Annotated in this window: 20 protein-coding genes; 8 read left to right on the top strand and 12 right to left on the bottom strand. The window is 60.3% G+C overall.

Features of this window, described 5'->3' with window-relative positions; all coding sequences use genetic code 11:
* Position 1: 1 nt before the first annotated feature.
* The 4 genes from AC3IT9_RS05085 to AC3IT9_RS05100 form a co-directional block, all read right to left on the bottom strand.
* Positions 2 to 1,066, bottom strand: a complete 1,065-nt coding sequence (locus AC3IT9_RS05085) for an imelysin family protein (protein ID WP_489272253.1) — start codon at positions 1,064 to 1,066, stop codon at positions 2 to 4.
* A gap of 27 nt (positions 1,067 to 1,093) precedes the next feature.
* A complete protein-coding gene (locus AC3IT9_RS05090; protein WP_489272254.1) occupies positions 1,094 to 2,521 on the bottom strand; it encodes a di-heme oxidoreductase family protein in 1,428 nt (475 codons plus the stop codon).
* A 281-nt stretch (positions 2,522 to 2,802) separates the two neighbouring features.
* Positions 2,803 to 4,152, bottom strand: coding sequence for an imelysin family protein (locus AC3IT9_RS05095; RefSeq protein WP_489272256.1), 1,350 nt, complete (start codon positions 4,150 to 4,152; stop codon positions 2,803 to 2,805).
* A gap of 252 nt (positions 4,153 to 4,404) precedes the next feature.
* The gene (locus AC3IT9_RS05100; RefSeq protein ID WP_150728316.1) at positions 4,405 to 6,456 is read right to left on the bottom strand and encodes a putative bifunctional diguanylate cyclase/phosphodiesterase; all 2,052 of its coding nucleotides are present in this window, start codon (positions 6,454 to 6,456) and stop codon (positions 4,405 to 4,407) included.
* Positions 6,457 to 7,561: 1,105 nt separating this feature from the next.
* Here AC3IT9_RS05100 and AC3IT9_RS05105 point away from each other — a divergent pair.
* Positions 7,562 to 7,825 carry a DUF6124 family protein gene (locus tag AC3IT9_RS05105; RefSeq protein WP_489272258.1) on the top strand — a complete coding sequence of 88 codons (264 nt, stop codon included), beginning with the start codon at positions 7,562 to 7,564 and terminating at the stop codon, positions 7,823 to 7,825.
* 178 nt (positions 7,826 to 8,003) lie between these two features.
* Here AC3IT9_RS05105 and AC3IT9_RS05110 read toward each other — a convergent pair whose 3' ends face one another.
* From AC3IT9_RS05110 to AC3IT9_RS05120, 3 genes are all read right to left on the bottom strand, one after another.
* Positions 8,004 to 8,600, bottom strand: coding sequence for a superoxide dismutase (locus AC3IT9_RS05110; RefSeq protein WP_008022038.1), 597 nt, complete (start codon positions 8,598 to 8,600; stop codon positions 8,004 to 8,006).
* Positions 8,601 to 8,764: 164 nt separating this feature from the next.
* Entirely contained in the window at positions 8,765 to 9,367 is a 603-nt protein-coding gene (locus AC3IT9_RS05115; protein ID WP_489272260.1) for a LysE/ArgO family amino acid transporter, read from the bottom strand.
* Positions 9,368 to 9,373: 6 nt separating this feature from the next.
* A complete protein-coding gene (locus tag AC3IT9_RS05120; RefSeq protein ID WP_150754837.1) occupies positions 9,374 to 9,775 on the bottom strand; it encodes an ACT domain-containing protein in 402 nt (133 codons plus the stop codon).
* Positions 9,776 to 9,871: 96 nt separating this feature from the next.
* On the opposite strand from AC3IT9_RS05120, the gene AC3IT9_RS05125 reads away from it, so the two are divergent.
* From AC3IT9_RS05125 to AC3IT9_RS05140, 4 genes are all read left to right on the top strand, one after another.
* The gene (locus AC3IT9_RS05125; protein ID WP_150754836.1) at positions 9,872 to 10,765 is read left to right on the top strand and encodes a LysR family transcriptional regulator ArgP; all 894 of its coding nucleotides are present in this window, start codon (positions 9,872 to 9,874) and stop codon (positions 10,763 to 10,765) included.
* 54 nt (positions 10,766 to 10,819) lie between these two features.
* Positions 10,820 to 11,812, top strand: a complete 993-nt coding sequence (locus tag AC3IT9_RS05130; RefSeq protein WP_489272262.1) for an NAD-dependent epimerase/dehydratase family protein — start codon at positions 10,820 to 10,822, stop codon at positions 11,810 to 11,812.
* A 117-nt stretch (positions 11,813 to 11,929) separates the two neighbouring features.
* Positions 11,930 to 12,802, top strand: a complete 873-nt coding sequence (locus AC3IT9_RS05135; RefSeq protein ID WP_150754834.1) for an ATPase — start codon at positions 11,930 to 11,932, stop codon at positions 12,800 to 12,802.
* An 88-nt stretch (positions 12,803 to 12,890) separates the two neighbouring features.
* A complete protein-coding gene (locus AC3IT9_RS05140; RefSeq protein ID WP_489272263.1) occupies positions 12,891 to 13,739 on the top strand; it encodes a cache domain-containing protein in 849 nt (282 codons plus the stop codon).
* Between the two features lie 123 nt (positions 13,740 to 13,862).
* Here AC3IT9_RS05140 and AC3IT9_RS05145 read toward each other — a convergent pair whose 3' ends face one another.
* Together AC3IT9_RS05145 and pobA are read right to left on the bottom strand one after the other, a co-directional pair.
* Positions 13,863 to 15,380 (bottom strand): MDR family MFS transporter, encoded by a 1,518-nt coding sequence (locus tag AC3IT9_RS05145; RefSeq protein WP_489272265.1) that lies wholly within the window; start codon positions 15,378 to 15,380, stop codon positions 13,863 to 13,865.
* Positions 15,381 to 15,458: 78 nt separating this feature from the next.
* Positions 15,459 to 16,643 (bottom strand): 4-hydroxybenzoate 3-monooxygenase, encoded by a 1,185-nt coding sequence (gene pobA / locus AC3IT9_RS05150; RefSeq protein ID WP_489273481.1) that lies wholly within the window; start codon positions 16,641 to 16,643, stop codon positions 15,459 to 15,461.
* 190 nt (positions 16,644 to 16,833) lie between these two features.
* Between pobA and AC3IT9_RS05155 the strand changes: the two genes are divergently transcribed.
* A complete protein-coding gene (locus AC3IT9_RS05155; RefSeq protein ID WP_090457497.1) occupies positions 16,834 to 17,730 on the top strand; it encodes a helix-turn-helix domain-containing protein in 897 nt (298 codons plus the stop codon).
* A gap of 9 nt (positions 17,731 to 17,739) precedes the next feature.
* On the opposite strand, the gene AC3IT9_RS05160 is transcribed toward AC3IT9_RS05155, so the two are convergent.
* Together AC3IT9_RS05160 and AC3IT9_RS05165 are read right to left on the bottom strand one after the other, a co-directional pair.
* A complete protein-coding gene (locus AC3IT9_RS05160; RefSeq protein WP_191624890.1) occupies positions 17,740 to 17,916 on the bottom strand; it encodes a hypothetical protein in 177 nt (58 codons plus the stop codon).
* Positions 17,917 to 18,139: 223 nt separating this feature from the next.
* Positions 18,140 to 19,045, bottom strand: coding sequence for a LysR family transcriptional regulator (locus AC3IT9_RS05165; RefSeq protein ID WP_224789730.1), 906 nt, complete (start codon positions 19,043 to 19,045; stop codon positions 18,140 to 18,142).
* A 215-nt stretch (positions 19,046 to 19,260) separates the two neighbouring features.
* On the opposite strand from AC3IT9_RS05165, the gene AC3IT9_RS05170 reads away from it, so the two are divergent.
* Positions 19,261 to 20,139, top strand: coding sequence for an MBL fold metallo-hydrolase (locus AC3IT9_RS05170; protein ID WP_489272266.1), 879 nt, complete (start codon positions 19,261 to 19,263; stop codon positions 20,137 to 20,139).
* Positions 20,140 to 20,185: 46 nt separating this feature from the next.
* A complete protein-coding gene (locus AC3IT9_RS05175; RefSeq protein WP_489272268.1) occupies positions 20,186 to 20,800 on the top strand; it encodes an NAD(P)-dependent oxidoreductase in 615 nt (204 codons plus the stop codon).
* A 130-nt stretch (positions 20,801 to 20,930) separates the two neighbouring features.
* On the opposite strand, the gene AC3IT9_RS05180 is transcribed toward AC3IT9_RS05175, so the two are convergent.
* Positions 20,931 to 21,812, bottom strand: coding sequence for a LysR substrate-binding domain-containing protein (locus AC3IT9_RS05180; RefSeq protein ID WP_150728056.1), 882 nt, complete (start codon positions 21,810 to 21,812; stop codon positions 20,931 to 20,933).
* Between the last annotated feature and the right edge of the window lie 83 nt (positions 21,813 to 21,895).

The raw sequence follows: 21,895 nt of genomic DNA on the forward strand, positions 1-21,895 counted from the left end.
ATCAGTCACCGTCGTTGGCGTTGAAGCCCAGCTGGATGCCCAATGCCTTGGCCAGGTCGGCCTCGTGCAGGCGATGGACGACGTTGAGGCTGTCATACAGCTCGTTGAGTTGCTGGCGGCCGGCATCGTCATTGAGCATGTCGGTCAGCGAGCGCTGGTTGCCAGCAAACAGTTTCAGCGAGGCGGCATAGGCCGCATCGATCTTGTCGGCCAACGGCTTCTGCTCGCTCGGCAACAGGCTGCGCAGGCCTTTGTTATCCACACCTTCCCAGACGGTCCTGGCGGCCGCGAGGCTGGCTTCAAGGCTGGTCAGGGACGCCTGGCTGCGCCATGCATCGGCCTGGAACGGTTGCGGCACGCCCTTGCTCTGGCGGCCCATTGGCGTGCCGAGTTTTTTCTTCAGGGTGTCGATGGCGGTGACTTGCACGCGTAGCAGATCGGCGATCGCTTCGTGGGAGTCCGCATAGCGCTGGTTCGGGAATTTGCTCATTTGCGCGAGCATGCCGTCGGTGTTGTTCCAGGTTTGCAGAATCTCTTCGGCCAATTGCTTCTGGCGTTCGCCGATGGCGATCAGCAGCGGGCAGTATTTGCTCTTCTGCTCAGCGTTGGCCACGTCAGGCTTGCTGTCGAACAGAATGTATTCGTAGGCCGAGAGGCCCTGTACCACAACGCTGGACTTGGCCAGGGCGGCGGCATCGATTTGCGGCTGGGCGGTGACCAGTTGCTCGACCTGACGGCCGACCAGGTTTTTCTTGTCCGGCCAGAACTGCACTTGCCACGAACGGTTGCCTTCGGCCAGCGGCCCGATCAGCAATGGTTGCAGCTCGGCCCAGGCTTTTTGCGCATGCAGGAAGTCGGCACGGGCAGTTTCCAGGTTTTCCTTGCCTTCGCAGTAGGCGAGGGCGCTGACCGCTAATTGACGATCGGCTTCAACCCAGCGGGTGTAGGTCGGCAGGATCACCGACTTGGCAATGGCCGCCGACGTGACCGCTTGCGGGTCCTGGGGCGAGCAGGCGCCCAAGGCAAGGGCGGCAAGGCTGGTGAACAACAGTTTGGGACGGAACATGTCGGGCTCCCGCGAATGGAATGCGTGTTAAAGGGAATTCAGGAACGCCAGCAACGCAGCGCGTTGCTCGGCATTGAAAGACAAAACCTGTTGCTGCGCCGCTGTTGCCTCGCCGCCATGCCAGAGCACGGCTTCGAGCAGGTTGCGGGCGCGGCCGTCGTGCAGGAACTGGGTGTGGCCGCTGACCGCCTGTGTCAGGCCTATGCCCCACAACGGCGGGGTACGCCATTGGCGGCCGCTGGCCTGGAACTCGGTACGGTTGTCGGCCAGGCCGTCGCCCATGTCATGCAACAGCAGATCGCTGTAGGGGCGAATCACTTGATTGGCCAGTTCAGGTTCGGCGGCGTTGGCGGCGGTGGTGTATTTCGGTGTGTGACAGGACTGGCAACCGGCCTGATAAAACAGGGTCTTGCCGGCCAGCACTTCAGGTGCGCTGACGTCACGACGGGCCGGTACGGCGAGGTTTCGGCTGTAGAACAGCACCAGGCGCAGGATGTTGTCGCTGACTTCCGGCTCGCCATTGGGGCCGTTGCCACTGGGTGCCTGTTTGCAGGCCGTTTGCGCGTCCGTGCAGTCATCAACGGGTCTCAGGCTGGTCGTGAGTCCCATATCACCCGAAAACGCGTGGACATTCTGCTGATTGAGGTTCGGTTGTCCGGCTTTCCAGCCAAATCGTCCCAGAACGGTCTTTTGCTGGGCGTCATCCCAGACCCGGTTCGGGCGTCCGCTGATGCCGTTGTTCGCCTTGGCCTGTGCCTCGGCGTTGGCCTGGATTGCTTCGTCGGGGATCGCTTCGAGCAAGCCCAGGCCAATCATCGGCGGCGCCACGCGGGCCGAGAAACGGGTGTCGGGGTGCATCGGGCCGTAGCCCAGCTGGGTGATGTTCAGGCTCGGTTTGCGCAACTCGACTTCGGTGCCGTCCTTGAAGCGAACCGGCACGGCGGTGTAATCGACCCGCACTTTGCCTTCGGGGGCCACACCGGGGACGGACATGTCCTGGAACTGACCGCCGTAGACGGGCTCCGGCACTACACCGAGCTGTTCGATGACCTTGGCATACACCGGGGCGTCGGGAATCGACAGGCGTACCAGCATCGACACGGCGTTCACATCGTCGGGAGTTGGCGGATGGCCGCGGCCGTCCTTGATGTGGCAACCCTGGCAGGCATTGGTGTTGAACAGTGGACCGAGGCCATCGCGAGCGGTCGTCGTCGACGGGGCGATCACCCAAGGGCTGCGGAAGAAACTGTTGCCGACGCTGAAATCTACGCGCCGTGACGGCGGCAGGTTCGCCGAGGGCATGGAAAACGCGTTCTGATCGGTCTTGCGCACCGTCGCACTGCCGCCGGAGCGGGCTTCACCAGGCTCGGCCTGGGTGAATTTCGGGGCGTCATCGCAGGCACTCAGGCCCAGGGCCAGAAACAGTGCGGACAAGCGAAGAGGCAGCGAGGGCATCAGACATCCTGCAAGACGAGCAAAACAAGGGCGCAAAGTCTAACAGGGGATGGGAATTTGAATAAGAGGAATTATCGTTTGCTTGATGTGGGACAGGTAATTTGGCTTGCCCATAATCCCCTGTAGGAGCGAGCCTGCTCGCGATTGCAATGTGTCATCCAAAACTGATGTCGACTGACATGGCCCCATCGCGAGCAGGCTCGCTCCTACAGTTGTTTGTGTTATGGCCGACAAAAAAGGCGACCCGAAGGTCGCCTGATTACTCACTCAGCCAGCATTGATCAGAATTCGTGATCAGCGTTGTCCGGGTTCAGGTCGTTGATGCCCAGTTTGCCAGCGGCGGCTTCGATCGAACCGGTCTGCTTGACCAGGGAAGCGATGGCGTCACGGACGATCTGGTTGCCCGCGGTGTTGCCGGCAGCGATCAACTGGTCGTAGTGCTCACCCTTGTTGGCGTGGTCGACCATGACCTGAAGCTTGGCTTCGGTGGCGGCCAGGTCGTCTTTGAGCGCGGTGTCGGCAGCCGGGTCGGCTTTGGCCACCAGGGACGACAGGCTGGCGCCGGTCATTTTGGTGCCGTCGACGCGAGTGTATTCACCCAGGTACACGTTACGAATGCCCTTGGCATCGTAGAAGTGCGAGTTGTGGGTGTTGTCGCTGAAGCAATCCTGTTCGTCTTCCGGGGAGTTGGCTTCCAGGGAAACCTTCATGCGCTCGCCCGCCAGTTCGCCCAGGGACAGGCTGCCCATGCCGAACAGCATTTTGCGCAGGCCGGTTTCAGCCGGTTCCGCTTCCAGGGTGGCGCGGTAGTTGTCGGCCACGTTCGGCTTCCAGTTGCCGACCATTTCTTCCAGGTCGCTGACCAGCAGCTGAGTCACGGACTTCAGGTAGGCACGACGACGATCGTTGTGGCCGCCGGTAGCGCCTTTGCCTTCCAGGTAGTCCGAAGCCGGACGGTTGCCGGCGCCAGGGCCGGTGCCGTTCAGGTCCTGGCCCCAGAGCAGGAATTCGATGGCGTGGTAGCCGGTGGCGACGTTGGCCTCGGAACCGCCCAGCTCGTTCAGGCTGGCGAGTTTTTCCGGGGTGATGTCTTTGACATCGACCTTGTCTTCGCCGATCTGCACTTTAGTGTTGGCGATGATGTTGGCAGTGGCGCCCGGGTTGCCCAGGGCGTGTTCGTAGGATTTGTCGACGTAGTCGATCAGGCCTTCGTCCAGCGGCCAGGCGTTCAGCTGACCTTCCCAGTCGTCAACGATGGTGTTACCGAAGCGGAACACTTCGCTCTGCAGGTAAGGCACGCGAGCGGCAACCCAGGCAGCCTTGGCGGCTTTCAGGGTGTTTGCGTTCGGCTTGGCGAGGAAGGCGTCTACGGCGGTTTGCAGGGTCTTCGCGGTGGATTCGGCATCGCTGTAAACGGCGAAAACGATGTCGGCGTAATGGGCGACAACGGCTTTGGCGGCGGCTTCGTCGACTTTACCGGCAGCGGCAGGCGCAGCGGCTGGAGCAGCCGGGGCAGCGGCAGTGCTGGCAGCTGGCGCGGCAGCTTTTTCCTGGTCTTTACCTTCGCCACAACCGGCGAGGGAAATAGCGATGGCCAACAGACTGGCGGTAGCCAGAGGCATACGAATCATGGCGAACATCCTGCTTCGTTAGGGGTGGTGTCGTGCTATGCGCACGCAAAACTGCGACATAATGCAAATCTTTCGCATTATGTGTAAAGGGTTGTACCTGTAAATATTTCTTATTCACGGAGCGTGGCTCGCGGCCTTGTAGGAGCGAGCTTGCTCGCGAAGGACTACAAGGCGACGCGTTTTTTCAGGCCGCACGCGTTATCGTTCACGACCATCGCGAGCACGCTCGCTCCTACAGGAGGGGTGTATTTTTTACAAAATAGCGGCGTTGCTGCGTTGGGCTTGCTTCAGGTATAGGCCCAGTTCTCGTGCCGGCAACGGCTTGCTGTAGTGATAGCCCTGACCTTCGTGGCAGCCTTCGGAGATGATGTAGGCCTCTTGCTCGGCGGTTTCCACGCCCTCGGCAATCACCTGCATGCCCAGGCTCTTGCCCAGCTGGATGATGGCGCGAACGATGGTCGCATCGTCGTCGTCATCGAGCAGGTCCTGAACGAAGCTCTTGTCGATCTTGATCTTGTCCAGCGGCAGGCTCTTGAGATAACTCAAGGACGAATAGCCGGTTCCGAAGTCGTCAATGGCGATCAGCGCGCCGGAGCGGCGCAGGCTGAGCAAGTGCTGGGCCGCGGTGCTGATGTCTTCCATCAGGCCGGTTTCGGTGACTTCCAGTTCCAGGCTGCGCGGCGGCAGGCGATACATCTGCAGCAGGTTGTTGACCACCCGTGGCAGTTCGGCGTGGTGCAGTTGAACCGTAGACAGGTTCACCGCCATGCGCAGGTCGGAGAAGCCCTGGTCATGCCACTCGCGCAGTTGTTTGCAGGCCTGGTCCAGCACCCATTCGCCGATGGCAATGATGGTGCCATTCTGTTCGGCCAGGGGGATGAACAGGTCTGGCGGCACCATACCGTGCTCGGGGTGTTGCCAGCGAATCAGGGCTTCGACACCCACCACACGGTTGTCGCGATAGCTGATCTGCGGCTGGTAGACGAGGTAGAACTGATTGCGGATCAACGCATCGCGCAGGTCTTTTTCCAGCTCGCGGCGGCGGCGCATTTCGGTGTCGACGCTGGCGATATAGAACTGATAGCGGTTGCGCGAACGGGTCTTGGCCAGCGTCATGGTCTGCTCGGCCTTTTGCAGCAACTTTTCGGTGCTGTTGCCGTCCTCGGGAAACAGGGTGATGCCGATGGTGGCGCGCAGGCGGATCTCCTGATGGTCAAGGGCAAACGCCGCTTCCAGATCATCGAGAATGCTTTGCGCCAGCTCGGCGGCTTCGTAGGGCTGTTCGATGTCGGCCTGGACCAGGGCGAACTGGTCGCCACCTAGGCGGGCGAGGGCGCCCAGGCGCCCGCTATGACCGCGCAGGCGATCGGCCAAGGCCAGCAACAACTGGTCGCCGGTCTGATAGCTGAACTGCTCGTTGATGCCCTTGAAGTCATCCAGGCCGACACACAACACAGCGACCCGGCGCTGCAATTTGCCGGCATCGATGAGGATCTTGTCCAGTTGCTGCTGCAATTGCTGGCGGTTCGGCAGCCCCGTCAGGAAATCGTACTGGGACATGCGCACCAGGCTGTTTTCCGCTTCGTGGCGCAGATGGGTATTGCGTTCGATGGATTCGAGCAACTGGTTGGCGGTGTTGATCCAGATGCCCAGTTCGTTATTCTCGTGCCCCTTGAGCAGCGGAATCTTGTGTTCGCTGGGACGATCCGGATTGATTTCCGTGAGGTGCTCGATGATCCGCGACAGCGGCTTGGTCAGCAGCCAGTGGTAGACCAGATACAACACCAGCCCCATGGCGAGCGCGCGCAGTACACCGGAAATGAAGATGATCACCGAGCTGACAATGAACTCTTGGCCGTAGGTGGCGGTATCGAGGGTGATGCTCAGGTCGCCGTAATACTCGCTGTAAGGCCCGCGACCGACCAGCTGGGTGGTGAAGGTGCGTTCCTTGCCAAGAATCAGGTCGGTCAGCCAGCGACTGTTGGAGTGCTGCAATTCGCGGTTTTTTTGCGCGAGCATGGCTTCGTTGGGATGGCCGATGGAGGCCTTGCGCACGGCGGCGTCCTGAAACAGGCCTTCGATCACCTGCATGCCCATTTCCCGGTCCAGGCTATAGACGGCCTGGGTCGAGGGGTCGCGAAACATGTCGAGGATGCGCTCGGCATCGCTGGCGACGGCCTGGCGTGTTTTATAGGCATCGAACACAATCTGCGCACAGCTCAAGACCACGCCGACGATCAATGCCGACAGGAGCACGACCCGGAGCAACTTCACCGACAAGCTGTTCTTGAGTTCCAGCTTCAAAGGGCTATTCCTTGTTCCGTGCGGGTGGCATCAAGTTGCCATGAGTATTGGCAATCCCGTGATGGCAGTCAAAGGGACAATCATCCTTGGGGGATTTTGCCTTCAGCTTGGCCGATTTGCAGTTGTCCTGGCGAGTTAGCCTATTAGCACTGTGTCGGTTGTCGAGTCCTTCAACTTGAGGGGAGGGGGTGGAGATATTTTCCTTTTGTTGATGTTAGTCGTCCGCGGCGGGGGAGCAAGGGCCGGAAGACTTGTTTCATCGTCGAAAAATGCCTGGATTCTGTAGGTTGTTTTGGAGTTTTGACGGAGTACATATCCATTTCTTCGGTAACGGCGGCTTATGGTTTCGCCCTTACGGCGAGTCCCTTTTGGCAAACGCCCCAAAAGGAACCAAAAGGTCTCGCCCCTTACGTACGGCCCCTCGCTTAGGCTCGGGGTTCCTTCGCTCCGGCATTCATCCGGGGGCATCGCCCTCCGGTTGGCTTCGCTGGCACCTACATGCGATGTGTTCGACTGCGTCGAACGGCGCTGCGCGCCCATCCCCGGATGAACACCTCCACTCAGCCTGCCGAGGGGGCGGGTGGATCAAGATCAAAAGCTGCAGGCGAGCTAACGCTCGGCCTGATGAGTGGTGAGAAGCGACGCGGTGGTGTGGGCTGCTCTGCCTTTGCTCTTCTGTGGGAGCGAGCTTGCTCGCGATGGCGGCCTGACAGCCGACCTGGTTTTTGCAGATGTCCCCGATCCCTGTGGGAGCTGGCTCCGCGTTACGTTTTTGCGGGTTAACGCGGTGTAGGAAAGCGCCAGAAGTTTCCCACGCAGTTTTCAGGTTGTCCGTCGGAAGCGGGCTGAATAACCTTTGGTGATCGCTGAAATGCTTCAGCGATCGGGCGTGAGAACCCGCAAGAGAGTGTTAATCCAGCGCCAGTACCACCATAATTGCCGCCAGCTTATCCGCTGCCAGCAATGCTTTATGGCGGCTGTGTGCGGGCAGACCTCGGTCTGGCCGGATTGCTCTCTTGCCGGTTTCTCACTCCGCACATAGCTGCCACCTCTTCGCCCGCGTGAGAAACGGCGAGAGATGGCTCCAATCGATAAGGAGCATATTTTGGATAAGTTAATCCCCGATCCCCCCTACAACACCACCAAACCCTACAGCCCCCGCACCATGTTCACGATCGTCCCCGACATGGACACTGAAAGCCTGCTTGCCCACGCCTGTGAATCACTGGCTTCAGTCAATGTCATGGCGAGTGATTTCGCCACCTGCCTGACTGGCCCCCAGCGAAACACGGCGCTGGCCATTGCGCAGATTGTCATGTTGGCGGAGCTGGCGGTGAATCGCGCGTTGGATAACGTCGATCCACGGTAGTTGGCAGGCTGACCGCGTTATCGTTCTTCGCGAGCAGGCTCGCTCCCACTGGCTCGGTGGTGACCTGTGGGAGCGAGCCTGCTCGCGAAGACGGCGGGACAATCACCACCGTCCCTTTGCTCATATTCCTTCCATAAAAAAACCCGGCACAAGGCCGGGTTTTTGTCTGGCATCGAGCTTAAGCGGTGAAGGTTTTGCCTTCGAACTGCTCAGCCACGAACTTCCAGTTGACCAGGTTCCAGAACGCCTCGACGTACTTCGGACGCAGGTTGCGGTAGTCGATGTAGTAAGCGTGTTCCCAGACGTCGCAGGTCAGCAGCGGGGTGTCGCCGTTGGTCAGCGGGTTGCCGGCGCCGATGGTGCTGGCCAGGGCCAGGGAACCGTCAGCCTTTTTCACCAGCCAGCCCCAACCGGAACCGAAGGTGCCGATGGACGTCTTGCTGAACTCTTCCTTGAACTTGTCGAACGAACCGAAAGCCGCGTTGATGGCTTCAGCCAGAGCGCCGGTTGGTTGACCGCCGGCGTTTGGCGCCAGGCAGTTCCAGTAGAAAGTGTGGTTCCAGACCTGAGCGGCGTTGTTGAAGATACCGCCCGAGGAAGTCTTGACGATTTCTTCCAGGGTCTTGCCTTCGAACTCGGTGCCTGGCACCAGGTTGTTCAGGTTCACGACGTAGGTGTTGTGGTGCTTGTCGTGGTGGAACTCCAGGGTTTCCTTGGAGATGTGCGGCTGCAGGGCATCGTGTGCGTACGGCAGTGGCGGCAATTCGAAAGCCATGATGATTCTCCTAATCAGGTCAGTTGCGGTGAGCGCAAGGCCGATCACGGGCGGCCAGACAAGCGCCGGGGAGTTTGTACTCTTTGCGGCGCAGGGAGTCGGATCATAGCACCGGGGGGGCGGCATAACCACGCAACAACTGTGTGGAATAGAGGTTCCGCCAATCAGCTGGCCATGATCAACTGCAGTGCTACGGCAAACATCATCACCGCCACCAACAGATCGAGAATTCGCCAGGTGCTGGGGCGGGCGAGACACGGTGCCAGCCATGCCGCACCGAGGGCTAGGGTGAAAAACCACAGCAGCGAGGCGCTGGCCGCGCCGACGACATAAGCGCCGGGCTCGGTTTGTTGTGCGCCCAGGGAGCCGATCAGCAAAACGGTGTCCAGATAGACGTGCGGGTTGAGCAAGGTCACCGCCAGCGCACTGAGCATCACCGCCCGCAGTGAGCGTACGGTCTGGTTCTCGCCCTGCTCAAGGCTCTGCTTGGAAAAGGCCCGACGTAGCGCCTGGCTGCCATACCACAACAGGAACGCTGCGCCGCCCCAACGGGCGATGGCCAACAGCGTCGGGTTCTGCGCCAGTACGGTCGCCAGGCCGAACACTCCGGCGGCCACCAACAGGGCGTCGCAGGCCACGCAGAGCGCGGCCACCGGCAGGTGATGTTCACGGCGCAGGCTTTGCGCCAGGACAAACGCATTCTGGGTGCCGATCGCCATGATCAGGCCGAAGGCCACCAACAGGCCGTTCACATAACTTTGCCACATGATTTTTTACTCCGCGTTGGCTGCCAGATCCCGCAGCACTTGCAGGGCACGGTCGGCGTCGGCCTGGCCGACAAACAGATGGTCGTGGTAGTAGCCGGCAATCACGTTGCAGCTGATTCCTGCCTGGCCAAGCGCCGTGGCGAATGCGGCGGTCAGACCGACCGCTTCGAGGGCTGAATGTACGTTCAAGGTGATCCAGGCGGCGATGTAGTCGAAGCTGAACCCGGCCTTTACGGCACGGGAACGTTCGAGAATCACGGTCAGGCCTTCCTGCTCGCGAAAGCTGCCGACAATTTCCAGATCCGTAGGCAACTTGCCGTCGCGCAAAGTGCAGAACACGTATTCGCCGGCGTTGAGTTGCGGGCTCATGCTGCGCAGCAGCGTTGCCAATGAAGTTTCGCCAGCCATGTGGGTGATCCTTGTTCAAGAGTTCATGCTGGTCATTGTCCTTGTGAAGGCTGTATAAGAAAAACCAATCTTGCTGATCGCTCATTAGGAAAACTGATGTTCGACTATAAATTGCTTTCTGCCCTGGCCGCCGTGGTCGAACAGGCCGGTTTTGAACGGGCGGCCCAGGTGCTGGGCTTGTCGCAATCGGCGATCTCCCAGCGCATCAAGCTGCTGGAAGCGCGGGTTGGCCAACCGGTGCTGGTGCGGGCCACGCCGCCAACGCCGACGGAAATCGGTCGGCGGTTGCTCAACCATGTGCAGCAGGTGCGATTGCTTGAACGGGATCTGCAAAGCCTGGTGCCGGCGCTGGATGAAGAGGGCCTGCCGGAACGCCTGCGGATCGCCCTGAACGCGGACAGCCTGGCCACCTGGTGGGCGCAGGCGGTGGGCGAGTTTTGCGCGGAACAGCATCTGCTGATGGATCTGGTGGTCGAAGACCAGACCGTCGGCCTCAAGCGCATGCGCGCTGGTGAAGTGGCGGCCTGTGTCTGTGCCAGCGAGCGCCCTGTGGCTGGCGCGCGCAGCGTGTTGCTGGGGGCCATGCGTTACCGTGCGCTGGCCAGCCCCGCCTTTATTGCCCGGCATTTTCCGCAGGGCGTACGCGCCGATCAGTTGTCCCGGACCCCGGCGCTGGTGTTTGGTCCGGACGACTTCCTGCAGCATCGCTACCTTGCGTCCCTGGGCGTCGAGGGCGGTTTCGAACACCATTTGTGCCCGTCCTCCGAAGGTTTCATTCGTCTGACGGAAGCCGGGCTGGGCTGGGGGCTGGTCCCGGAACTGCAGGTACGCGAGCAACTGCAAAGGGGCGTATTGCAGGAGCTGCTGCCAGATAAGCCGATCGATGTGCCGCTGTACTGGCATCATTGGCGTAATGGCGGTCAGTTGCTGGGGCTGCTCACCGATCAATTGGTCAGCGCATCGAAGCAATGGCTGGTGCCCTTGGACTGACGCGCAGCGTCAAGATCTCACGTAATACGCAAAACGAAATATTCGGAGCAATTCATGAAGATTCTGGTTACCGGCGCAAGCGGCTTCATCGGCGGGCGCTTTGCGCGTTTTGCCCTGGAGCAGGGCCTGGACGTGCGGGTCAACGGTCGCCGGGCCGAGAGTGTGGAGCATCTGGTACGCCGCGGAGCCGAGTTCATCCCGGGCGACTTGAGCGACCCGGAACTGGCGCGCGAGCTGTGTTCGGACGTCGAGGCCGTGGTGCATTGCGCCGGGGCAGTCGGTTTGTGGGGACGTTATCAGGACTTCCATCAGGGCAACGTCCAGGTCACCGAGAACGTGGTCGAAGCCTGCCTCAAGCAACGGGTTCGGCGGCTGGTGCATTTGTCGTCGCCGTCGATCTACTTCGATGGTCGCGATCACCTGGGCCTGACCGAAGAACAGGTGCCCAAGCGCTTCAAGTACCCTTACGCCGCCACCAAGTACCTGGCCGAACAAAAAGTCTTCGGCGCCCAGGAGTTCGGCCTCGAAACCCTGGCCCTGCGCCCGCGTTTCGTCACCGGGGCCGGCGACATGAGCATCTTCCCGCGCCTGTTGAACATGCAGCGCAAGGGGCGCCTGGCAATCATCGGCAACGGTCTGAACAAAGTTGACTTCACCAGCGTGCAAAACCTCAACGAAGCGTTGCTCAGCAGTTTGCTCGCCAGCGGTTCTGCGCTGGGCAAGGCTTACAACATCAGCAACGGCACGCCGATTCCCCTGTGGGACGTAGTCAATTACGTCATGCGCAACATGGAAGTCCCACAGGTAACCCGCTACCGTTCCTACGGCCTGGCCTACAGCGTGGCGGCGCTCAACGAAGGGGTGTGCAAGTTGTGGCCGGGGCGTCCCGAACCGACGTTGTCGCGTCTGGGCATGCAGGTCATGAACAAAAATTTCACCCTGGACATCAGCCGCGCCCGGCATTATCTGGATTACGATCCCAAGGTCAGCCTTTGGACGGCGCTCGATGAATTCTGTGGTTGGTGGAAGGCTCAGGCTATTCGATGATGTCAGGACAACGACCCCTTACTGAACCGGATACGGGACTTCAGGGTCAATGGTTACGGCTGCGGGGTTTATACTGCGCGGCATAAAGCCATCATGTGTTTCACTAAGGTTTATTCAATGTCCATGCGTAACGATGCCAACGACGACTTCGACGATGTACCGAGCTTGCGTGCAGACGTTCTCGATGACGATTTTCCGCCCACTGCCCGCACGGTCGTGCATTCGCGCACGGCGCCAGTGGTGAAGGTCAAGGCGGCGAGCACCGGCCCCCTGTGGGCGTTGGTCGGGGCGCTGATCTTTGCGTTCGCGGGCCTGGCCTGGTGGAGCTTCCAGCAGATCTCCCTGATGGAACAGCAACTGGTGGCGACCCAGGAAAGCTTCGCGCGGATCAGTGAGGAAGCGGCAGGGCGCTTGCAGGATATTTCCGGAAAGGTTGTTGCCAGCCAGACCAACGTCACCACTGACAGCGAGGCCTTGAAACTGCAAATCCGCCAGCTGGAAAGCAAGCTCCAGGACCAGAGCGCCCAACAGCAAGGTGTTGCCGGCCAGGCCTCGGACCTGGACAAGCGACTGGCACAGATGACCGCGCAAACCAGCGAACTGGACAAGCGTCTGGTGCAGTTGACTGCCCAGGACACCGAACATCAGACGGCCAATACGCAATTGCAGGCCCAGGTCAAAGCCTTGAGCGCTGAATTGGCCGCCCTGAAAAGTGCCCCGTCCGACGCTGAAAAACTCGATGCACAGCTGAAAAGCCTGGGCGCCGATATTGTCTCGCTGAAAAAGCAAGGCAACCCGAGCGCTGCCATCGAACGTCTTGAGCAAGACATGATTGTGCTCAAAAGCGAACAGGACAATCGCCCGGCCGCCGCGCAGGGTTCGACCAACACTGCCGAGTTCGATGCCTTCCGCAGTCAGGTCACCCGCAACATCAATACCCTTCAGGCGCAGATCCAGAACCTTCAACAGCAACTGCGCGCCCGGCAGTAATTGACCGCTACAGGAACATCAGAAGGATCCATACAAATCCCATTGCGGTCTACGCTCTTGAAACATCACCAGGAACGAGGGATGCGCAATGGGGTTTCTGCATAGGTTCGCCTTGCTGTGCGGCATGTTTTTGCTGTGCCTGGGCCAGGTGCAAGCCGTCGGGACGGAAAAGGACGACAGCAAGGCGGCCATCGCTCTGCTGGAAAAAGCCCTGGCTTACTACCACGAGAATGGAGACAAGGCCTTTGCTGCGTTCAGCCGCCAGGGTGAGTTTGTCGACAAGGACCGATATGTCTTTGTGCTCGACACCAAGGGCGTGATGCTCGCCAGCGGCGGGCCGTCGTCGGCGTTGATTGGTCGGGACGTGTCGCAAGTGCTCGGGCCGGACTTGCAGAAAACTTTCAAGGACGCCCTGAAAGTGCCGGAAGGCAATGGCATTCAGCAGGCGGAATATCGCTGGCAGAACTGGAGCGACGGCAAGGTCGAGCGCAAGCATGTCTACTACCAGCGCATCGGCCAGCGAATTCTGGCGGTCGGTTATTACCTGCCACGGGCCTCCGCCGAACAGGCCATGGCCTTGCTGAATAAAGCGGCAACCGATCTGGCCAAGGACGAAAAGGGCACTCTGACAGCGATCAACTCCCTCAAGGGCGGCTACCTGCAGGATGATCTGTACGTATTTGTCGTCGACCTGGACACCCAGCGTTACGTGGCCCACGGCACCAACCTGCGGCTGATCAATACCGACTTCAGCAAGATCCTGGACCCGGAAGGCAAACCGGTGGGCGCGCCGATTCTGGCGTTGATGGCCCAGCAGGATGATGGCGAATACGAATATCGCTGGAAAAACCCGGTGACCGGCAAGGTCGAGAACAAACATGCCTACCTGAAGAAGGTCGGGCATTTTCTGGTGGCGGTCGGGTATTACAGCCCTTGAATGGTGGTGGCTGTTAGACAGCCTTCGCGAGCAAGCCCGCTCCCACAGTTGACCGCGTATTCATGAACAACTCGGTCTAATGTGGGAGCGGGCTTGCTCGCGAATACAGGCGACGCGGTCTGCCTAGCGAACCTTGTCCTCGCGCCCGCGCAACAACATGTTCGGCATGGCAATCGCCGCCACCAGCCCCAGCAATGAAACGGCGGCGCTGACCGTCAGCAGATGCCGGAACGTCAGCAACAATTCGGCACGCAAGGCGTTCTGCGCATCACCCGGCGCGGCATTCAACCCGTCCAGCAACACATTCCCCGAACTGCCTTCGGCAATCAGTGACGAACTGGCCAGGTGCGCGAAACTCGAATCCTGCAACAACGCCAACAGCAGCGCCGACATCAACGCCACACCCACGGCACCACCCAGCGAACGGAACAGATTGGTGGTGCTGGTGGCCACGCCGATGTCTCGCTGCTCCACCGAGTTCTGCGTGCCGACCAATGACGTCGGGAACTGCATGCCGGAGGCAATCCCGCAGAGAAGCATGAACAGACTGCTCAAGACGAACGCCTGCGGCGGGCTGAATGCCATGCCGATAATCGAGACAGGCATCAGCGCTGCACCGGCAAGGATCATCGGTTTGTAGCGCCCGGTCACCGAGGTGCGGCGGCCGGCGAAATACGCGCCAATCGGCAAGCCCATGGCCAGCGGCAGCAGGTGCAGGGCGGCGCTGTCGGCACCGGCGCCGGTGACGCTCTGAAAGCGCAGAGGCATCAATACGATCAGCGAGATGGCCTGGAAACTGGTGAAGAAAATCGTGCACCAGCACAGGATCGCGTTGCGGTTGGCGAACAGATGCATGGGCAGCAACGGCTCCCGTGCCCGCCGCTCGTGGACGACGAACAGCCCCAGCACCAGAACTGCACTAGCCAGCAGCGCCAGCACTTCGGCGCTGCGCCACGAGTGGCCCTGACCGACCTGGGTGATGCCCAGCAACAATGCTGTCAGCCCGATGATCATCAGCACGGTGCCCAGGTAATCGATGATCGGTTTGCGTTGCGGAATCGGCAGGCCCACCAGCGTGCGATGGGCCACCAGCCAGGCACCCAGGCCCAGCGGCAGGTTGATCAGGAACACCCAGCGCCAGGACAGGTATTCAGTCATGTAGCCGCCAAGCACCGGGCCGGCCACGCTGGCCACGGCATACATGCTGCTGAAATAGCCCTGATAACGACCGCGCTCCCGTGGCGGTACGATGTCACCGATGATCGCCTGGCTCACCGAAATCATCCCGCCGGCCCCGATGCCCTGGAGGATCCGCGCCAGCACCAGTTGCTCCATGCTCTGGGCCATGCCGCAGAACACCGACGCCAGGGTGAACAGGCCCATGCCAAACAGCATCAGCTTGCGCCGCCCGTACAGGTCGCCCAGTTTGCCGTAGATCGGCACCGCCACGGTCATGGCCACCATGTAGCCGGAAATCACCCAGGCCAGCAGGCTGACGTCCTTGAATTGCGCGGAAATGGCCGGCATCGAAACAGCGACGATGGTCTGGTCCAGCGCCCCGAGAAAGATCGCCAGCATCAGGGCGATCAGTACGCTGCGGATGGCCGGTTTGGGCGATTCAGGCTGGTGGAGATTGGTCACGGGTAAACCTGCGGGCAGTGATTGACCCGCAAGTAGCAAGGCGAGCGGGGATGCTCGCCAGTGTAAGTCGGTAGGAAGCTATTCGATAGCCTCATAAGGAAGCCCGACGTAGTTTTCTGCAATGGTCTTGCGACCCGCTTCGGAGCCGACAAAATACTCCAGCTCCGACTCGGCGATGCGCTGGCTAAAGGCATCGTGGTCATCGAAACGGTGCAGCATCGAGGTCATCCACCAGGAAAACCGCTCGGCCTTCCACACGCGGCGCAGGCAGATTTCCGAGTATTTCTCCAGCAGATCAAGGCGATCGTCGCGGTAAACCTTGACCAGGATGTTGAACAGCGTACTGACGTCACTGGCCGCCAGGTTCAAGCCCTTGGCGCCGGTGGGCGGGACGATGTGCGCGGCATCGCCGACCAGGAACATGCGCCCGTATTGCATCGGTTCGACGACGAAGCTGCGCAGTGGCGCGATGCTTTTTTCGATGGACGGCCCCGTTACCAGTTTGTCCGCCAGCTCTTGTGGCAGTCGCGACTTGAGTTCGTCCCAGAAGCGTTGATCCGACCAGTTATCCACATGATCGCTGGTGGGCACTTGCAGGTAGTAACGGGTGCGTGTCGGTGAGCGCATGCTGCACAGGGCAAAACCGCGCTCATGGCGGGCGTAGACCAGTTCTTCGTGGACCGGCGGGGTATCGGCCAGGATCCCGAGCCAGCCGAACGGATAGATCCGTTCGAAGACTTTCAGGCTGTCGGCGGGAATCGATTGTCGCGCCACTCCATGGAAGCCGTCGCAACCGGTGATGTAGTCGCAATCGAGACGATACCGTTCGCCGTCTTTCTCAAAAGTGACAAACGCTTCGTCGGTTTTCATGCCGTGGGGAACGACGTTGTCGGCTTGATAAATCGTCTGCGCGCCAGCCTCCCGACGAGCGGCCATCAGGTCGCGGGTGACTTCGGTCTGGCCGTAGATCATCACGGTCTTGCCACCCGTCAGGGCGTGCAGATCGATGTGTACCTGGCGTCCGTCGAGGGCCAGTTCGAAGCCGCCATGCACCAGTCCCTCGGCGTCCATGCGCTGACTCACGCCGGCCTGACGCAACAGCTCTACCATGCCTTGTTCAAGCACGCCGGCGCGGATTCGGCCGAGTACATAGTCCGGGGTCTGACGTTCGAGAATGAGGGTGTCGATTCCGGCGTTGTGCAGCAATTGGCCGAGCAACAAGCCAGAAGGGCCGGCGCCAATGATGGCGACTTGGGTTTTCAGCGTTTTCATTGTTCTTATGACTCGCAAGCTTCACGCGACCAGGGCCGGTGAATGATTTTTATGGATCGAGTGCTTGCATTTTTCCCTTGCGGGTCTGTCAATTGAAGGTGAAAACTGAGCCGATAGCTGTACATTCTGCCAATCGGTGCGATTATCGCCCACCATCTACTCCGAGGCCTGGATTGAAGTGATGAACAAGCCTGACCTGCCTTCGATTCCAGTGTTCAAGCTCTACGGTGAAAGCCTGGATTGGCCGACCCCGGACTTGCTGCACTGTGAAACTATTTCCAAACGCAGTCGCGAACATCATTGGGAAATCAAACCTCACCGCCACGCTGATTTGTGCCAGTTACTCTTCGTATTCAAAGGTCAGGCAGAGCTTGAAATCGAAGGCAAGCGAACGCAACTGGTGGAACCGGCGATCCAGATCCTGCCACCGCTATCGGTGCACGGCTTTCGCTTTTCCGAGGACGTGGAAGGGTTTGTCGTGACCCTGGCCGCGCCGCTGATCGCCCACCTGCAGATGCAGTTGGGGCAATCGGTCAATGCCCTGGCCCAGTCTGAAAGCTACCCGGCAGGCAAGGACGCCGAGTACCTCAACAGCCTGTTCAGTGCCTTGCAGAACGAATACACCAGCCATCAACCGGCGCGGGAAATGCTCATGCATTCACTGGTCAGCGTGATCGTGGTGTGGGTCAGCCGCCAGGTGATCCAGCGGCGCACCGCCATGGCGCGACCGCAGCGGGCCCGGGAATACCTCAATGGCTTTATTCAACTGGTGGAAGAGACCTATCGCCAGCACGTCAAGGTCGAGGACCTGGCGCACCGGCTGGGGATTTCCGTGTCCCACCTCAATGGCACCTGCCGTGAGCTGGCGGGGCAACCGGCGTTGCAGATCATGCACGAACGGCAATTGCTGGAGGCCAAGCGTTTGCTGACCTACACCAGCATGACCATTTATGAAATGTCCGACGTGTTGGGGTTTTCCGATCCGACCAACTTCACGCGCCTGTTCCGGCGTCGAGTGGGGATTTCGCCCAAAGCATTTCGTGACCGTTTGAAGGCCGATCAGGACAACGAAGCCTGACCCCCTTCGTTACCGGAGGGTGTTGAAGGTAGCGTTGTGGGGGATGCAGCGCTCGAAGTTGCAGCTCGCGGCTTCACGGGGCAGGTTGCGCAACTGCTCGACGCGCCAGGCCGCAGCGCCATACAGCCCGAGTGTGACCGCACAGGTGATGAAAATCGCGAGGTATCTTCTTGTTCTGATGTTCATGGCGTTGACCTCTGAACGAATACCTGTCGGTATTACTTTGAGCATAGGTCAGCGCCGGTGAGTTACCAGCAAAGCGGGTACGGCAATTGACGCGGTATTCAGAACATTGATGCCCCCCTTGTGGGAGCGGGCTTGCTCGCGAAAGCGGTATTTCACGCGCAAAATCTACGTCGGATGTACCGACCTCTTCGCGAGCAAGCCCGCTCCCACATTTTCGATTCGGTTACAGGCCGATATCCCACGCCGGTTCTTCCGGAAATCTAAGCACCAGAAAATCCAGCAAGCTGCGCAACGCCGCCGGCATGTGCTTGCGTGAGGCATACACCGCATACACGTTCATTTGCCGGGGTTCGGCCGTCGGCAGCAGGCGAATCAATTCGCCGCTGTGGATGTGCACGCCGGCCTGGTACGTGGGCAGCATCGCCACCCCGGCGCCGGCGATCGTTGCGCGCAGCAGCGTGCTGGCCTCGTTGGCGCTGATGTTGCCCTGCACCGGTACAGAAACCTGCTCGCCGTCCTGTTCGAAATGCCACAGGCTTTTGCCGAAGTAGGAGTGGGTCAGGCAATTGTGCAGGCTCAGGTCCTCGACCCGTTGCGGCGCCGGGTGCTCGCGCAAGTAAGCGGGGGACGCGCAGATCACCGAGCGGCAAACCGTCAGGCGGCGGGCGATCAGGTTCGGGTCCAGGTCGTTGCTGGTGCGGATCGCCAGGTCGATGCGCTCATCCACCAGGTTCACGGTGCGGTCGAGCATCTGCATGTCGATGCTGACGCCGGGGTAGCGTCGGACATAGGCGGCCATGGCATCGGCCAGTTGCGCCTGGCCGAAGGAGGTGCTGACGCTGATCCGCAGCAGGCCGCGCGGTGCGTCATCCGGTTCGCTGACGGCGGCCTGCATGTCCGTGGACAAATCGAGCATCTGCCGACAGCGGGGCAGTATCTCGTTGCCGGCGGCGGTGAGGCTCAACTTGCGTGTGGTGCGATGCATCAGGCGCGCGCCGATCCAGTCCTCCAGTTCCGCCAGATACCGCGATACCACTGGCCGTGACAGCTCCAGATGATCGGCAGCGGCCGACTGGCTGCCGAGGTCGACCACCGTGACGAACACGCGCATTGCTTGAAGACGATCCATGATTTGCCCGCTTTCAGAAACAAACTATGTTCAAGCATCGCATTTTTTGTACTGAGTCAGGCAACTAAGCTCTGTTCCTCTGTAGGAGCGAGCTTGCTCGCGATGGACGTTAACGATAACGCGGGTTACCGGTTAAACGCGGCGTCTTTGAGTCCATCGCGAGCAAGCTCGCTCCTACAAGGGACCACGACAGCCATTGGACAACGGAGCAACAGATGATCGGTTTCACCACTTTGAAGCGCATTTTGCTGGCAGGCGCCACCCTCGGTTTCGCCGCCCATGCAGCCGCCTCGACCCTGACGCTGGATGTCTACAACCCCGGCGAAAAAGCCATCTTCCCGGTGACCTCGGTGCTGGTCAGTGGCGAGAAAGAAGCGATCCTGGTGGATGCGCAATTCGGCAAGTCCCAGGCCGAGCAGGTGGTGGAAAAAATCCGCGCCAGCGGCAAGCAACTGACCACCATCTACATCAGCCATGGCGATCCGGATTACTACTTCGGCCTCGATACCCTGACGGCCGCGTTCCCCAAGGCCAAGGTCCTCGCCTCGCAGCCGACCGTTGACCACATCAAGCGAACCGTCGACGGCAAACTGGCGTTCTGGGGCCCGAAAATGGGTGCCGACGTGCCGGCCAAAACCATCGTGCCTGGTGTGCTCAAGGGTGACAGCCTGATCCTTGAAGGGCAGAAGTTGCAGGTGGTGGGTCTTGAGGGCCCGCAGCCGGATCGCAGCTTTGTGTGGATTCCGTCGATCAAGGCAGTCGTGGGTGGTGTCGTGGTGGCGCAAAACATCCACGTGTGGATGGCGGACACGCAAACGCCACAGTCCCATGCCGATTGGTTGGCTACGCTGCATTCCATTGAAACCCTGAAGCCGCAGACCGTGGTGCCGGGTCATTACCTCGGCGAGAGCGATGGCTCCCTGGCAGCCGTGCAGTTCACCGCCGCTTACATCAAGGCCTTCGACGAGGAAACCGCCAAGGCCAAGGATTCTGCCGCGCTGATCGCGGCGATGAAAAAACGCTTCCCGACCCTGGGTGATGAAAGCTCCCTGGAACTGAGCGCCAAGGTCGCCAAGGGCGAGATGAAGTGGTAACCCGCCTCAACTGAAATCCAAGAAGCTCAACCCGCTGGAGAACGTCATGAGCAAAATCGCAATCATCGGTGCCACCGGTCGTGCCGGTAGCCAACTGCTGGAAGAAGCCCTGCGCCGCGGTCACAGCGTTACCGCCATCGCCCGTGATACGTCGAAAATCGACCCGCGTGAAGGTGTGGCCGGCAAGGCCGTCGATGCCCTTGATGCCGCTGCGTTGCAAGCTGCAATTGCGGGCCATGACGTGGTCATCAGCGCGGCGCATTTCGCCACGCTGCCTGCCAGCGCAGTCGTTGGCCCGGTGAAAAAAGCCGGGGTCAAACGTCTGCTGGTGGTGGGCGGGGCGGGTTCGCTGCTATTGCCCGATGGCACTCGAGTGATCGATAGCGAAGGTTTCCCTGAGGCTTACAAGGCAGAGGCCAGTGCCGGTGCCGAATTTCTCGCGAACTTGCGTGAAGAGCGGGATCTGGACTGGACCTTCCTGTCGCCTTCGGCCGAATTTGTCGAGGGCGATCGCAGCGGGAAATTTCGCCTCGGTCAGGATGATTTGCTGGTGAGCAGCGCAGGGCGCAGCTGGATTACCTTTGCCGACTACGCGATTGCGATGCTCGACGAAGTGGAAGCGCCGAAGCATTCGCGGCAGCGGTTTACTGTCGGTTATTGAGTTGACAAGGTACCTGTGGGAGCGAGCTTGCTCGCGATAGCGGTTGATCATTCGGCATAGATGTCGACTGACCTGACGCCATCGCGAGCAAGCTCGCTCCCACAGGGTGATGTGTCAGGAATTTCCGGTTTTACCGCGACTGCGCCTGCTCCACCAACCAGCCCATCAATTCCCTCAACTTCGGCGAAGGCCCGGGTTTTTCGGGGAACACCAGGTAATACGCCAGTCCCGTTGTCACCTTCAATTCGAATGGCATGACCAGCCGCCCGGCGTTCAGGTCATCGCCGATCAGCGACCAGTCGCCAATCGCCACCCCCGTTCCCTGGGACGCCATCGACATCGCCAGGTCCAGTGTCTCGAAATGCTGGCCCTTGCCGACATTGGTCAGATGCACATCCGCGGCTTTCAACCAGGCCTTCCAGTCCCGCTCGTCGCGGGTCGGGTGCAGCAACAGGTGTTGTTGCAGATCCGCCGGTGTCTGCAGGGGCATGGGGCCTTCGAGCATCGGTCTGGAACACACAGGCGTGAGTTGTTCGTCGAAGAGTTTTTGCGACATCAATGAATCGTCCGGCGGTGCGCCGTACATCACCGCTGCATCGAATTGCTCGCGATGAAAATCCACGCCGTGCTTGACCGTGGTGGTCAGTTCCACCGGCACGTCCGGGCGTTCTCTTTGCCATTGCAACAGACGCGGCAGCAACCAGCGCATGACGCAGGTCGGTGCCTTGAGCTGCAGGGTTTCGCGCTTCTCGCCGATCTGTTCAACGGCCTCGTCGATCAGGCCGAAAATCTGCTGGACCCGTGGCAGCCATTCCCGTCCCTCGGCTGTCAGGTCCAGGCCTCGGGCCAGGCGGATGAACAGCTCATAACCCAGATGATCTTCCAGCCCGGCGATCTGCCGACTCACCGCGCCCTGGGTGATGTGCAGCTGTTCGGCGGCCCGGGTGAAATTGCAGCACTGCGCGGTAATCAGAAAAGTGTGCAGCGCCGGCAGGGGAGGCAGTCGTTTCATTGGGATCCAAGGTATGACGTGAGGACATGGCTAGTATGACTTTTTATCCATTGTTGCGGCTACCTGTCGCCCGTTCCAATGAG

This window comes from Pseudomonas sp. KH_046_1 (assembly GCF_057839025.1).